Here is a 15,221-nt window from a genome sequence, read left to right as displayed (position 1 = left end):
AGAAGATAACAACCGCTGCACAGCAGAAGAATCTATGTTACGCGATCTCACTATCCAAAACTATCGCTGCTTCAAGGATTTCTATATCGACGGTTTGGCGCGTGTCAATCTTCTGGTCGGCATGAACAACAGCGGTAAAACCAGTCTACTGGAAGCAGTTTGTCTGTTAGTTAATCAGAATAGCCCCTCGCTTCTTCTGGATTTACTAGATAAGCGAGGTGAGTTTGCTGAACAGCTTTTTATACGTGAATCTGGCGAAGTAATACATCGCTTGAATCGATATCAAATTAGACATATCTTTCATAGCCATCAGTTTCAGCCTGAACAAGACATTCATTTTAAATCGCGGCAAGAAAGCCCCCTTTCCCTTTCACTTAGCATCGGCCTATTTCCTTCAGTTCAGAAGGATTTACATTCTGAGGATGAAGGCATAAGTGAACAAGATGATATTGATACAGATGCTTTTAACCTTGTATTTATTTACATTTCAGACGAGCGAGCTACAAGACAGGATATATCTGTCGATGAGGATGGCTCGATTGAATCACGCTCCTTTCAATTACTAAAACAAGCGCCATCCAGTGTCTTTTTAAAGACTAGTATTAAAAGCCTGTTTTTGACAACTGGTATGATGAGCTTTGAGCAATTAGCTGCTTTATGGGACAAAATAACACTCACCCCCAAAGAAAACAGCATAATAGAAGCATTGCAAATTCTGGAGCCAGCTATAGAGCGCATTAATTTCACTAGCCGACAGACTTTTAACAGTGGCATCCTAGTCAAGCTGCGCGGACAGCCTAACCCAATTCCTTTAGGTAGTATGGGTGATGGGATGCGCCGGATTCTAACTCTAGCTATGGCAGCAGTGACAGTTGAAAACGGGTTTTTAATTGTAGATGAGATTGATACAGGTCTTCACTATCAGACGCAAACTGATATGTGGCGTTTAATATTAGAAATATCACAACGGTTGAACATTCAAGTATTTGCTACTACCCATAGTTGGGACTGTATAACTGCATTTCAAGAATCTTTGGCTCAAACAAAAGATAGCTCAATAGGAAAGTTATTTCGCTTAAGCCGGAAGGATGAAAATATACGTGCTGTTGAATACACTCCTGATGAATTATCTATTGCTGTGCGCCAAAGTATTGAGGTGCGTTGATGCCTTTATCACGAAAACCACCTAAACCAAAACCGCAGCAATTATTGGTTGAAGGAAAGAATGACCGACACGTTATTTGGGCTTTGTGCGAACAACATAAACTTCCAGAAACCTTTTCTGTAGAAGTGCCTCAAGAAGATGAAGATCCAGGAATAGAAGCACTTTTGATGAGCTTGCCTTTAAAACTGAAACAAGAAAACTTGCGTACATTAGGAATTGTAGTGGATGCCGATCAAGACTTACTGGCACGATGGCAAGCGGTACGCGATCGCCTGAGTGCAAGTGGCTACAAAGACATTCCCAAATCTCCACCTGCTGAAGGCTGGATTTATGCTCCGCCAGACTTACCACGAGTAGGGGTTTGGCTGATGCCAGATAATCAAATTCCGGGAATTTTAGAAGATTTCGTTGCCCATCTAATCCCACAAAATGATGCCTTGCGTCCGAAAGCAGAAGCAATTTTGCAAGAAATTGAACAGGATTGCCTCAATTGCTATACATTAGTTCACCGTCCCAAAGCCTTGATCCACAGTTGGCTAGCTTGGCAACAAACACCAGGAATGCCTATGGGGCAGGCAATCACAGCACAAGTGCTACGTTACGATTGTGCGATCGCACTCATCTTTGTTGCTTGGTTAAAACTACTGTTTGAGTTGCCTAATCCGTCATGAGCAAGACGAAAATATAAGTTTTGTGCGATCGCTTCCGTATCCATCCTAAGCCATCATCGCATCGCTTCCGCTGAAAGTCTAAAGCTACAGGAACAGTTAGCAACGGATACACAACTTGAATGTTTGGCTATCTTTGAGAAAGATTTTTCGAGTATTTTGGTAATCTCCTCAGCCGCTTGAGGTCGCCAGAAAAAGTACCCTTGCATCTGTTCGCATTGGAGATTTTGCAAGAAATCTTTTTGCGCTTCTGTTTCCACGCCTTCCGCAACCAGTCTCAGATTGAGTACCTTTCCTAACGCTGCGATCGCTGTAATGATGGCTGCATCATTGGGGTCGCTTGTCAAGTCTCGAACAAAGGATTTGTCAATTTTTAAGGTATGGAAGGGAAACTTTTTCAAATAAGTCAGAGAAGAATATCCCGTCCCAAAATCATCTAGAGAAATGTAGAGTCCTATCCGATGCAACTCACTCAAAGTTTTTCGGGTAAATTCTACATTTTGCATCGTGATTGTTTCAGTAATTTCTAACTCCAAAAATGGCGCTTCGAGTCCAGTTTCTTCCAGAACTCGCGTCACCATTTTGACTAAATCAGGTTCCTGAAACTGTCGGGCAGAAAGGTTAACCGCCACTTGTAAGTCTGCAAATCCTGCATCGTGCCAAGCTTTATTTTGAGCGCAGGCAGTCTTTAACACCCATTCCCCAATTGGTACGATGAGTCCGGTTTCTTCCGCTAGGGGAATAAATATTCCTGGAGAAACTAGCCCAAACTTTGGATGCTGCCAGCGCAACAGGGCTTCAACGTGGGTGATTTCTCCAGTCGTTGTATTGACTTGAGGTTGGTAGTAAACGACAAATTCTCCCCGTTCTAGAGCATGGTGCAAATCGTTTTCGAGTACCAATAACTCAGAATTCTGAGAATTCATTGCTGGATTATAAAATTGATAGTTATTCCGACCTTTTTCTTTGGCACGATATAAGGCAGCATCGGCGTTTCTCAAAAGTGTTTCAGCATCTGCGCCATCACTGGGATAAAGTGCAATCCCAATACTGCTACTGATATGCAGGGAGTGCCCTTCTAAATAAAATTCTGGCTTTAAATCTTCTAAGATTTTCTGGGCAATCTTAGCAGCGTCCTCTTTACAACGAATTTGGGGGATAAGTAGGGTAAATTCATCCCCTCCCCAACGAGCAACGGTGTCATCCTCCCCCAGACAGCCGATCATTCGTTCAGTCACGCTTTGCAACAAGCGATCGCCAAAAGCGTGCCCCAATGTATCGTTAATCGTCTTAAAACGATCCAAATCCAAAAACATTACGGCAAGCGTACTTTGGCTTTGACGTGCATACGCCAAGGACACAGACAGCCGCTCATTGAATAGCATCCGGTTCGGCAAGCCAGTCAGCAGGTCGTGCAACGCTTGATAGCGGATGGTTTCTTCTGCCTGTTGGCGCTCGGTGACATCGCGGAAGCTCCACACTCTACCGACGACTTTTCCCCCAATCCGTTGAGGCTGGGAATAGCGCTCGAAGATTCTTCTATCTTTAAATTCAAGGAGGTCGTAGCTTTCTGCGTCTGGTTCGCTATAGAGTTCCTGAATTTTGGTGATAAAGGTTTCCGGGTTTTTTAGCTGCTCTAGGACAAATGCTAAGGCTTGGTTGCTATTCCCTGCCGCGACAATAGAGTCGGGGATGCGCCACATTTGGACAAATTTTTGATTGAAACTGGCTATTTTTCCGGTTTTGTCAACTACGAGAATCCCATCAGCTGTTGATTCGAGCGTCGCCTTGAGCAGGGACAGGGATTTTTCCAGTTCCTCTTCTGCCCACTTGCGCTCGGCAATCTCGCCCTCCAATTGCGCGATCGCATTGTTTAATTCTGCTGTACGCTCAAGGACTCGTTTTTCTAAGTCTGCGTTGAGCTGTTTGAGAGCGTTTTCTGCTTGCTTGCGATCGCTAATATCGCGGGAGATGGTAGAAAGAAAGTCAACGCTTCCATCCAGCTTCTTGTGGGCAATAATCAGCTGCAAAACTGGAATCTCCCGTTTGTCGCGGGTCAAAAGTGCAGTTTCGCCACACCAGACGCCATCGCGAATCGCACTAGGAATTCCCTCCTCCAAGATGATTTGACCCGCCCATTTCGGGTGGCAACTGGCAACGCTGAGGTTTGAGATATCCTCTTCGAGAGGAATTCCGACCAAGCGACGACCTGCCTGGTTAATGTAAAATGCGCGTCCTCGATTGTCCGCACTGCCTACGAAATCACTCGTTGCTTCCAAAATCCCGGCAAGGCGTGTTACTGCTTCCTCTGCTTGCTTGCGTTCTTGAGTAAGAGAGATGGCGGCTGCCGCTGCACGCAGCAGGTTGATTTCCAAAGGTTCCCAAGCACGCGCTTCTATGCAGTTGTCAAAGCCGATAAACCCGAAGAATTCGCCCTTAACCATGATGGGCAAAATTAGGATGGAAAGAATTCCCTGAGGTTCTAAGATAAAACGCTCTGATTCGGGTAATTCAGCGACAATTCCGGCAACAATGTCACCTTTTTCTAGCAAATATGCCCAGCGGGGGAAGAAGTCGTCATAAGAAAGGTTTTGCAGCGCCGGATTGTCGATTTCTGGCTGAACGCCCTCGGCACACCACTCGGCACGCTGACTCATCAGCAAGTTGCCTATTTGCGAACGATGGTTCTCGAATACGTAAACGCGACTTGCGCCTGCTGCTTGTCCGAGTTGTACCAATATTTCCGTGTAGCAATTGACGCTGCCATCAAAAGTCAGCAACCGGCGCTCAACTTCAACCAATGCTGATAAGTAGCGTTCGCGCTGCGCGAGTCTTTCCTCTGCTTGCTTGCGCTTGGTGATATCGCTGAAGGTGCAGATTACTTGTTCAAGGCGACCATCCGCTGCCAACTGAGGTTCGGCATTGACTAATAGCCAGATGCGATCGCCCACACTGGGACGATAAACGCCCATCACGACATTCCGCACGGCTTGACGAGTTGCGATCGCTTGCGACACCGGATGGGTTTCTCCGGGGAACGGCGTACCATCTTCATGAATGACATTCCAATCCAGATCGAAGGAAGTTTTCCCCAGCAGTTGGCTGTCAGTGATACCGAGAAGGTCGATAGCTGCTTGATTGCTCAGCAGGATTTCTGCGTTGGCTCCTTGCAGTAAAACGCCGACGTGAAGCTCCTGTATCAGCGTCCGAAACCGCTCCTCGCTTTCGCGCAGTGCTTCCTCTACCCGCTGACGCTCGACAATCTCGCCCTGAAATTGCCCAATTGCACGCTTTAACTCAGTTGTGCGCTCCTCAACTCTAATTTCTAGTTCTTCTTTCGCTTGTTTGATCGCCAACTCCGCTCGCTGCCGTTCCGTGATATCTTGGGCTACACAAACGATTCCCTGAATTCTATCCGATACGCTTGCGATCGCTGCACAGGAAAACAGCACCGAGATTCTTCTCCCGTCTTTGGACAGGTAAATTTTTTCTGCATCTCGGACAACCCTTTTTTGAGTTAAATCATCCAACTCCGACGCTGTAAAAGGAAATTTTTCATCGGCAAAAATAACTCCTATCGGTTGCCCAATTAACTCCTCTTTGTGATACCCCAAAAGTTCGCAGGTTGCTTTATTAACTGACTGAATCATGGTATCGGGCGTTACCACGATCAGAGATTCCACCATGCTTTCACAAACATTGATTACATCCGCTGTTTTCTGCCGCAAATCCTCAGCCATTTTATTGAAAGCATCAGCTAAGGCGCTCAGCTCATCTTTGGTGGAAGCGTCTATTTTTGTCTCTAGCTTGCCCTTGCCTATCTCTACCGCAGCCGCTTTGAGTTTGTTTAGCCGACTCAATATAGACCGCGAGATAAAAAGACCAAGAAATATAGCGATTAAGAGGGTAGATAAACCGACGCCAAATATCATTCTGTCGGTCAAGAGCAGAGTTTCATGAATCTTCTTTCTTTCCGTTTCCAACTCTTGCGATTGAGCCTGAATTTTTTGGTTAATAGTTCCTATAAATTGTTGGCTGGTTTTTTCCAGTTCGTTTTCTTTTGCCAGTAACTCTGGAGTTACCCTTCCCTGCTTTTTTAAGCCGATTACCTCATTGGATAATTTTAAAAGTCTCTCACCTGAAGTTTGGATTTCTTCTGACAATCCTTGTTCAGATGGGAAAAAATAGTTCGCTAATTCTTTATAATCATTCAGAGCCTTGCGATAATTTTCCTGGCTAGTCTCCACCTTTTGATATTTTTGCGTCAATACAATATCTTTTGCAGATGGATTTCTTTCTATCTCTTGGAATTCTAATTCTTTAGTATACAAAACTACTGTATCCGAAACATATTGCAACCGCTCTAACTCATAGTGAAAAGGAATTGTTCCATTAATAACTTCGTTGTACTTTTTTTCAAGATTATTCGTTCCTTTAATTCCGACATATCCAACCACTTCAACAAGTAGAGCAACGGCTAAGTAACCTGTCATCAATTTGTGGCTGATTTTCATCTAAATGGGTTCCTGATGCTAAACCGTCTTGCTACTTGAAATAGTGTTTCAATAATAAATGCTTAGTAACAATTACCTATTCGTGAATTCTGGAATAGGCAAGGTAATGCCAGTTTAGAGAAGTCATCTCTCTGGCATAGAACTGGAAAACCTTAAAAAGACTTCCAAAAATATATGATTTTTTTATAAAAGATTAATAAAAAAGATACTAAAGTTAAATTTTAGACATAAAACTTTTATGAAAAGCCAGAAACCTAGAGGTAGCATTCATCGTTTGTAGAGACGCGGGATATGGAGTCTCTAGAAAATCAACGTCAAGAAGGAGATAGAGAAACTTAATATCCAATCGCTGCGGCGTCGCCTAGAGGAAGGCCAAAAGCAAAGAGCGATCGCCTCCTTAAGCTTCCCTAATACATCCCTTCAACAATAAGAGGACAACGCTTAAGAAATTGCCATAGGTTTTGACCGATTTGACCTCTCTCGAACAGTTGCAGTAGAGCCTCTCTGGCTTTGACGCATCGGGATTTCAATCCAAAACTCTGCTCCCTGTCCCGCTTCGGAAATGCAGCGAAGCATTCCTGAATGCTTCTCTACTACAATTTGATAGCTAATTGATAGCCCCAGCCCCGTTCCTTGCCCAACTGGCTTGGTCGTAAAAAACGGATCGAATAGCCGTTTTCTTACCTCTTCCGTCATGCCTAGTCCATTATCAGCAATTCGCACAGCAACACGGTCGGGGTGCAAAACTTGAGTGCTAATCCGAATCGTTGGGGATGGTTCAAGATTACTTGTCGATTGTTCATTGTTACGAGCAATGAACGATAAGCCATCAAAGGCTTCTAGGGCATCAATAGCATTGCTAATAATATTCATAAATACCTGATTCATCTGACCCGCATAACACTCAACTAAAGGCAAATTTCCGTATTCTTTAACCACCTCAATAGCGGGATGCTCCGGCTTAGCTTTTAATCGATTTTGCAAGATTAAAAGAGTGCTATCTAATCCCTCGTGAATATCAACTGGCTTCATGTCTGCCTCGTCAAGGCGAGAGAAATTCCGCAAAGAAAGAACAATTTGACGGATACGTTCAGTGCCAATTTTCATCGAAGATAGGATTTTGTCTAAATCTGCAATAATAAAGTCAAGTTCGACAGTTTCTGCTTGCTCCTCGATCTCGGTAATTGGGTTAGGATAGTGTTTTTGGTAAAGCTGCACCAGTCTCAACAAATCTTGTGTATATTCACCCACATACACAAGGTTGCCGTGGATAAAATTAACGGGGTTATTAATTTCATGAGCTACCCCAGCAACCATTTGACCAAGGCTAGACATCTTTTCGGTTTGAATGAGCTGAGCTTGGGTTTGTTGCAAGTTTTGCAAAACTTGCTGAAGTTCTGTTTCTGCCTGCTTGCGTTCGGAAATTTCAATTTCTAAGTTTTGGTTTAACTCAATCAATTCGGCAGTCCGTTCAATTATCTTTTGCTCTAAAAAATAGTAAGATTCTGCAAGTTTTTTTGCCATTTGGTTGAACTCGCAAGACAATTTTTCAATTTCATCTCCTGTTTGAATATTTAGGCGATAATCTAAATTACCTGCACCAATTTTTGTCGCTCCTAACTGGAGTTTTTTTATAGATAAAATGACTGGGATTAATATTAATATCATCTGCCCAGTGAGAATTATAAGAATTAAACCTGTAGTGGCATATCTAATAATATGGGTGGTCTCTTTAAATTTATTTGATTCTTGCCTTGCTAGAGCATACTGTTGCTGAATATTACTAACTAGAGAGTTTAAAGAGAAATCAATATCTTCTTTGAAAGAATTGATGGTTCTGAAATCCTGCTGAGTCTGTTTAAGAGTAGAAGGTGTATCGCGAAGCTCTGTTGCTAAGCGGACGAGAAAACTATGGCGACGGCGAACAACTGTCAGGCCTGAATTTTCTGGCATCAGACTTTCTAAGTCATCCAAGCTAAGGATAAAGTCAGACATCGCCTTGTGATATTTTGCCATATCTGAGGGGTCGCGGTTGAGGATGAGATAGTTCCTCAGTGCTGCGATCTGGTCTCTTAAAGAAACTTTTAGATTCAAGACTATACTGTCAGCTTGAGCGGCTCTTTCTCGGCTCGTTTCGGTGGATTTTTCTACTTCTTTGAGCCAGTCTTCACTGCCAACTGTAAGGCATAAAATTAGCCCTAGTACGGCAATAGAAGATCCAATAAACTTAGTTAATATTTTCATTGCATTCGGCTTTATTTCAACTTAAGGCGCTCTTGGAGTTTTCTAATCGGTGTATAGTCTCGATCTTCTACCAGAGTATATCCAGCCGACTCAGAACCACTGGGATCTAGCAGTCCCTCTGGAGAGTTGACAAATGCTTTCTTGAGGTCGATTACCAGTTGGGATGGAAGCTTACTAGAGACGACAATGGGCGAAAGAGGAATTGGGTCAGATTCCCAAATAATTTTGTATTTTAAAGGGTCAATATTTCCCTCTTTCTGTTGCTGAAGATACGAGCGTTTATCATCCGCGATCGCATCCACCTTTCCTGCTAGTAAATCCGCTTTCACCTTGTCGTGACTACCCGCATACTTGACTGTAGCAAAGTCGCGTTCGGGGTTAATACCAATGTCTTGAAAGTGAGCTAAAGGCACTAAGTAACCCGAAGCTGAGGATTTACTGACGAAGGCAAATCTCTTACCTTTTAAATCTTTAATAGTTTTGATACCGCTGGCATTATTAACAACGATGGTGCTTGTATACCAAGGTCGTCCGGTTGTTCTTTCAATTGGCGCAACAATTGGCTTAAGTTGGGGATCTCGAAGATGTGCCTTTATATACGACAGGGGACCTAGAAAAGCCATTTCTACTTTTCCTTTCACCAGTAAATCTATCGATGTGTCGTAGTCTTTTGTAATCTGAAATTTAACAGGTTTTCCTAATGTCTTGCTTAGATAGTCCGCTAGTGGCTGAAGTTGCTTTTCCTGTTCTGCTGAAACCTGCCACGGAATCACCGCCATATTTATGGTTTTTAGTTCGTCTCCTGTATTCCTATAACTATCGCTCAGTGGCTGAGAGCTGGGGCTTATTGGCGTTGTGGTATTTTCACTTGGCTGAGTACAGGCTACACAACTGTACGTAACGGACAAGGCTAGGATGAAGCAAGTCACTGCTCGTTTGTAAGAGCGATTCCGTATCCAAGATAGATGTTTTTGCATTCTGTTTAAGGCTATGTTTACCTTTTAACTTTTTACCGTGTCTGGAGAATAATACCGCTTTCCAAAATTATGAAAGTAACACTTCAAAAAATGTTATTTTTTCACATCTTAAGTTAAGTGGTAATATGAGAGATTACTACTTAAATTTTGAGTCTGCTAATTTAGATTCATGTTTTCACTCAATCCTCATTCTCAGGAGGATTGGAGAAAATAAACACTGTGTTTTTACGGGTTTTTAAGATTTTCTTTCTCAAACCCAGAAATCTAGTTTTAAGCCGCTCATCTATCCACCCATAGATGCTCCTCAAGGGGAGGATTAACTTAGTATCAGGGAAAATTACTCGGAAGTCTGGCGATCCAAGGGATTGAGAGGTTCTCCCAGGATTACAGCATTAACCAAAAAGGATTGCCTTTGAAATCCCTTCTGTCGTTTGAAATCGCGGAAAATGTGTCAATTCCCTTGCCTTGGACTTTGTGTGACTGGAATCTCTACAACGAACTCGGTTCCCTCTCCCACTGCTGATACACAACTGATCGACCCTCCATGTTTTTCTGTAACAATCTGATAGCTGATTGCTAATCCTAGCCCGGTGCCCTGACCGATTGGCTTGGTCGTGAAAAATGGGTCAAAAAGTCGCGCCTTGACATTCTCACGGATGCCGGGGCCGTTATCTGCAATTCGCACAACAATTTTGTTCGCGTTCAAAACTTCAGTGCAAATCTGGATGGTCGGTAATTGAGAATTAGGAATGGGGAACTCGCTATTAGAACTTGTTTCTCCAGAATCCATGAGCTTTTGACGATTAGAGGGCAACCCTTCTAAAGCATCTATGGCATTGCTCAAGATATTCATAAATACTTGATTCAGTTGTCCTGCATAACACTCTACTTCTGGCAGCGTGCCATATTTCTTAATAACTATAATTCCTGGAGAATCTGGTTTAGCTTTCAGCCGATTCTGCAAGATTAAGAGGGTGCTATCAATACCCTCGTGAATATCAACCGGCTTCATTTCTGCTTCATCCAGGCGGGAGAAGGTTCGCAAAGAGAGGACAATCTGGCGGATGCGGTCAGCGCCTAACTTCATTGAAGCGACCATTTTGGGTAGGTCTTCAAGAACAAACTCAATGTCTAAAGCCTCAACTTCTTCTTGAATCTCTGGCGCGGGATTGGGATAGTACCGTTGGTATACTTTCATTAGATTGAGCAAGTCTTGTGTATATTGCTCGGTGTGGATGAGATTGCCGTAGATAAAGTTAACGGGATTATTAATTTCATGCGCCACTCCAGCAACCAGTTGACCCAAACTGGACATTTTTTCAGTCTGAATCAGTTGAGATTGGGTCTTTTTGAGTTCGTGCAAAGTTTGTTGCAACTGCTGGGCTTTTTCTCGTTCCTTCGCTTCCGACTGGCGCAAGGCATCAAGAGCTTGCTTGCGATCGCTAATATCATTGTTAATTTCTAGTCTGGCGGACACCTGACCAAATTCATCTAATTGCAGCGTCCATCGGCTGGCTACCGTGATTTGAGTGCCATCACGCTTGGTGTGAATCAATTCGCCTTCCCAATTCCCTTCACGCAGGCATATCTCTAGAACTTCCTCTTTTGGTTGGGGAAAGACAGTTTCCAAGAAGGTGTGGATGTACTGACCGAGTGTTTCTGCTTTTGTCCAACCATATAGTCGTTCAGCGCCCTGATTCCAATAGCTAATCTTGTCATTCAAATCCCGAATGATAATTGCGTCCGTGGCTAAGTCAAGCATCTCCATATTCTGCCGCAAGGCTTTCTCCGCCTGCTTGCGTTCGGTAACGTCTTCTATGGTGCTGAGGATACCGATTACTTTGCCCATCGCATCGTGAATGGGAACTTTGTTGATGTCTACCCAGAGTTCTTCATTGTTTGGCTGAATCAAGCGTTCGATAATATGCAGTTCCGGGGTATCCGTTGCCATCACGCGACGGTCGTCTTTGCGGTATTTTTCTGCTATTTCTTGCGACCACAAGTCATAATCCGTCTTGCCAATAATGTTTTCTGGATTGCTAATCCCAGTGATTTGACATGAAACCTTATTACAGCCTAAATAGACAGAGTTTCTATCCTTCCAGAAGATATATTGGGGAATATTATCCAAAATCAGTTGCAGCAGTTCTGCGCCTTTGCGAATGTCCTCAGCTGCTTTGCGATCGGTGATATCATTGCCAAATTGAATCACATCAACCAATTTGCCTCGCTCGTCAAACCGCTTCAGAACATTCCAATTGATAATCCGTTTTTCTCGATTCTGGATGGTCAAAACTGTTTCATAGTCGCGGACGCCTCCGTGCTTCAGGGTGGATAATAACTGCTCGATACCTCTGTATTCATCGTCAGCATAAAAGATTTCCCACCAGTTGCGTCCAATTAATTCTTCTGCGCAGTAGCCTGTCACCTGCTCAACAGCAGGATTGACAAATGTAATCACCCCATCAAGCTTTAGCCCAACGACCAGTGCTGGTGTAGTCTGAACAATAAATGATGTATAGTCGCGTTCTTTCTGAAGTTCATTTTCTGTCCGATAGCGATCGCTCATTTCCCCATAAATAAGCCTGTAAACCCATAAAGCAATAATAAAATTTAGAAAGACACCGCTTAAAAATGTAATTAGAGAGTCACGAGCCTGGTCTTTCGCTTGTTGGTACCGCTCCTTCAACAAATGCTTTTGGTCATTTTCCAAATCATTGACAAGCAGGCGGATGTTATCCATCACTACCTTGCCTTCATTCGTCTTAACTAATTGCTGCGCGGCTTCAAATCCCTTGTTTTTTCGTAATTCGATTGACCGTTTCAATTCAGAAAATTTACTTGCACTCAGAGATTCCAGAGTGCCGAGCTTCTGCTGTTGATTGAGGTTATTTCCCGCTAATCCCTTGAGAAACTCAACCTGTTGATTAACCTTAGCTGTTGCTGTGTAGTAGGGTTGTAAATAAGCCTCGTCTCCAGTGATTATGTAGCCACGCTGCCCAGTTTCTGCGTCCTTGATTCCGGAAAATACATCATCAAGCTGATTAATGAAGGTAAAGGTATCGTCTACTGAGTTATTCGCTTGCACAAGTTGCGTGATACTCCGGTACGAAATCCCACCAATGCTAACCAGTAGGACAGTTGCCACTCCCAGACCTCCCGCAACCTTGTAGAAGAATTTCCGATGCAAGTGCTTCGTTGAGCTGCCCTCAGTGGGTACATACACTAGATCAGCTTCATTTTTAGGCAGAATCGCTTTCATCATGGCGTGTTTCGGTGAACTAAGGTTGAGGGTGAACGATAACCAGTAGCAGCTTCCAGACTTAGAAAGCGAAGCTTGATTGCATTTTTCGGATAGCGATGAAAAGCCTATAGTGTTCTCTTGATGAGGATTTTACTTGGGCAAGGGCATCGAGAAAAGATTTTGTAAATCTGATTCCATCCTTGTCTTAAAGGTATATTTGCCTAATAAAGTTCATTCTTTAGACAGATGTTTTCTGTTGATTTTATTCGTAAACACAAGTTGAACAATATCGGCAGAATGAGGCAAATGTTAAGCCTTTTTGCGAGATAGAGTCCAAAAAACTTTTAGAGCCGCGTCATCAAACTCGGCTGCGACCTAATTTCGACTCAAAAAACGTCTAGATGGAAATCTCCGTTTCAGGGTTTTACACATCTTAAACGGGTCTAGAGCGCGATCGCCTTCTTGGTAGGCGGCGATGCAGCGACTCGCACCTGTTTTCTTTGCAAGCGATCGCACTTTACCAAGCCGATGGTGCCCTCCTGACTCAATTAACTAGCTTAGGAATTTACTAAAATTCTTAATGATTTGGAGAATTTAACTAAATGTAAATTCCTAACAGCAAAACTGCCAAAAATCGAAAAGATACTTCATATCGTTTCTAAAAACAATTCGATAAGCTGAAAGAAGACAGAAAGTTGAGGAAATTATATGACCGCTTTTTCTAGCGCTGGATTAAAGCAACCAGCATGGCAAACAACCGTCACCTTTACGTTGGCTTTCTGGCTTAGCGGAAGCTTGCTTTTGGACTGGGTAATTATGCCCAGTTTGTTTGCAACCGGGATGATGACTCAACCTGGATTTGCAACAGCAGGTTATTCAATTTTCTGGATTTTTAATCGGATTGAATTATTATGTGCAGCCTTAGTGTTAACGGGGCTGTTGGTTCTTCACCGCACTCAGGCTGCTTCTAAGCTGGGAGGGCGCAAAGTAATTTTCTTATCCCTGTTCTTGCTGACAATTGCCATTATTGATACATATTTTTTAACCCCACAAATGAGCGCGCTGGGGCTACAGCTCAATCTTTTTGAACCCGTTGCTGAGATTCCTGCCGGGATGAATCAAATGCACGGGGGCTACTGGACATTAGAAGCGTTGAAGTTGATTGCTAGCGGTACGCTGTTAGGTTTGTGCTATCGCGATCGCGCTTAAACGCCAGTATTTCAATTAAAGCCCATCTCATCCGTCAGACTGAAGTCTGCGGCTAGACAAAAAATTAGCCCTGCCTGCGCGGGCTAATTTTTTAGCGTTGAACTGGCAAATCGAGACGGGGTTTAAAGGTTTCGATTTGCCGCAGCTTTTCGTAGAGTTCCCGTTCTTGGGAAGTGACCGTTTTGGGAACCACAACCTGAATTTCAACTAACTGATCGCCGCGATCGCCTCTACCTGTCGGGTAGCCTTTTCCGGCAAGGCGCAGGCGCTTCCCGTGCCCGACACCGCTAGGAAGCGTCATTTTCACCAAACCATCCAAGGTAGGAACTTCCACGGCTCCCCCCAAGACTGCCTCGCTGGGAGTGACTGGCAATTGGCAGAAAATATCCGAGCCTTCTACTTGAAAGAAGGCGTGGGGCGATACGGTAATTTTGAGGTACAAATCGCCACCTTCAATGCCCTGACCCTTCAGCCGGATGCGTTGCTCGTTGACCATTCCGGGTGGCATATCCACTTCCAGCGATCGCCCATCTTCCAGCCGAATCCGCTCTCGTCCTCCCTGATAAGCTTTTTCGAGGGGCATCGTCAGTCTAGCTTCAACATCGCGCCGACTAGGGCGCGAACTCACGGTGTAGGATGTTTTTGTGTTACCAGGACGGAAGGTATCGGCTGAGGCAACTCGGTTGTTGGAACTGGGTGCCTGAGTAGCTACACGGGTTTCCCGACGTCCTAGCAGAGTATCGACAAAGCTGTTGAAGTCCGGGTAATCGTCATATTTTAATTCTTGTGTGCCGTTGCGACCGTTGGAGCGCGTCCCCCAGGCTTTAGTCCCCTTCGTCCCTTTAGCGCCCTTGAAACCGCTCCGGTTCCAGAAACGGCTGAACTGATCGTATTGCGATCGCTTACCCGGATCGGAAAGAACTTCGTAAGCCTCGCCGATATCCTTGAACTTTTCTTCTGCTGTTTTGTCGCCAGGATTTAGATCGGGGTGATACTGCCGAGCTAGCCGCCGATAAACTTTCTTAATTTCGTCGCCGGAGGCATCACGAGCAACGCCCAGCATCTGGTAGTAGTCCCGAAAATTTTGCATAGTTAATTAACGATTAGCTGTTACCGATTAGCTGTTACCGATTAGCTGATTGAGCGTTGGATATTCACAGTTTTAGCAGACTAATCCTCTACTATTTGTGCCAGACCGCT

Annotated in this window: 8 protein-coding genes; 3 read left to right on the top strand and 5 right to left on the bottom strand. The window is 44.0% G+C overall.

From position 1 onward, the window contains the following. Nucleotides 1-34 precede the first annotated feature (34 nt). Together NC997_RS00510 and NC997_RS00505 are read left to right on the top strand one after the other, a co-directional pair. On the top strand, nt 35-1,165 hold the full coding sequence (locus NC997_RS00510; protein ID WP_190524338.1) for an AAA family ATPase: 1,131 nt from the start codon (nt 35-37) through the stop codon (nt 1,163-1,165). Continuing rightward, nucleotides 1,165-1,836, top strand: a complete 672-nt coding sequence (locus NC997_RS00505; RefSeq protein ID WP_190430185.1) for a DUF3226 domain-containing protein — start codon at nt 1,165-1,167, stop codon at nt 1,834-1,836. Before NC997_RS00510 ends, NC997_RS00505 begins: the two co-directional genes overlap by 1 nt. Before the next feature lie 53 nt (nt 1,837-1,889). Here the strand turns inward: NC997_RS00505 and NC997_RS00500 are convergent, their stop codons facing one another. The 4 genes from NC997_RS00500 to NC997_RS00485 form a co-directional block, all read right to left on the bottom strand. Next, complete coding sequence (locus NC997_RS00500; RefSeq protein WP_190524336.1) at nt 1,890-6,347, bottom strand: EAL domain-containing protein; 4,458 nt, start codon at nt 6,345-6,347, stop codon at nt 1,890-1,892. A 441-nt stretch (nt 6,348-6,788) separates the two neighbouring features. Beyond that, complete coding sequence (locus NC997_RS00495) at nt 6,789-8,591, bottom strand: ATP-binding protein (RefSeq protein WP_190440094.1); 1,803 nt, start codon at nt 8,589-8,591, stop codon at nt 6,789-6,791. Between the two features lie 11 nt (nt 8,592-8,602). Further along, nucleotides 8,603-9,568: a phosphate/phosphite/phosphonate ABC transporter substrate-binding protein gene (locus NC997_RS00490; protein ID WP_190524333.1), complete on the bottom strand. Its 966-nt coding sequence runs from the start codon at nt 9,566-9,568 to the stop codon at nt 8,603-8,605. A gap of 451 nt (nt 9,569-10,019) precedes the next feature. Continuing rightward, nucleotides 10,020-12,833, bottom strand: a complete 2,814-nt coding sequence (locus tag NC997_RS00485) for a PAS domain S-box protein (protein WP_190524330.1) — start codon at nt 12,831-12,833, stop codon at nt 10,020-10,022. Between the two features lie 687 nt (nt 12,834-13,520). On the opposite strand from NC997_RS00485, the gene NC997_RS00480 reads away from it, so the two are divergent. Beyond that, nucleotides 13,521-14,021, top strand: coding sequence for a hypothetical protein (locus tag NC997_RS00480; protein ID WP_190415077.1), 501 nt, complete (start codon nt 13,521-13,523; stop codon nt 14,019-14,021). Nucleotides 14,022-14,112: 91 nt separating this feature from the next. Here the strand turns inward: NC997_RS00480 and NC997_RS00475 are convergent, their stop codons facing one another. Next, nucleotides 14,113-15,111, bottom strand: a complete 999-nt coding sequence (locus NC997_RS00475; protein WP_190524327.1) for a J domain-containing protein — start codon at nt 15,109-15,111, stop codon at nt 14,113-14,115. Nucleotides 15,112-15,221: the final 110 nt, after the last annotated feature.

Origin of the sequence: Trichocoleus sp. DQ-A2 (genome assembly GCF_039961915.1) — a bacterium.
In the GTDB taxonomy this organism is placed as follows: domain Bacteria; phylum Cyanobacteriota; class Cyanobacteriia; order Cyanobacteriales; family FACHB-T130; genus FACHB-T130.
This window is presented reverse-complemented; position numbering and strand designations above follow the sequence as displayed.

Coding starts and splice junctions, on each gene's coding strand:
- NC997_RS00510 (WP_190524338.1), top strand. CDS start 35: ATGTTACGCGATCTCACTATCCAAAACTATCGCTGCTTCAAGGATTTC.
- NC997_RS00505 (WP_190430185.1), top strand. CDS start 1,165: ATGCCTTTATCACGAAAACCACCTAAACCAAAACCGCAGCAATTATTG.
- NC997_RS00500 (WP_190524336.1), bottom strand. CDS start 6,347: ATGAAAATCAGCCACAAATTGATGACAGGTTACTTAGCCGTTGCTCTA.
- NC997_RS00495 (WP_190440094.1), bottom strand. CDS start 8,591: ATGAAAATATTAACTAAGTTTATTGGATCTTCTATTGCCGTACTAGGG.
- NC997_RS00490 (WP_190524333.1), bottom strand. CDS start 9,568: ATGCAAAAACATCTATCTTGGATACGGAATCGCTCTTACAAACGAGCA.
- NC997_RS00485 (WP_190524330.1), bottom strand. CDS start 12,833: ATGATGAAAGCGATTCTGCCTAAAAATGAAGCTGATCTAGTGTATGTA.
- NC997_RS00480 (WP_190415077.1), top strand. CDS start 13,521: ATGACCGCTTTTTCTAGCGCTGGATTAAAGCAACCAGCATGGCAAACA.
- NC997_RS00475 (WP_190524327.1), bottom strand. CDS start 15,111: ATGCAAAATTTTCGGGACTACTACCAGATGCTGGGCGTTGCTCGTGAT.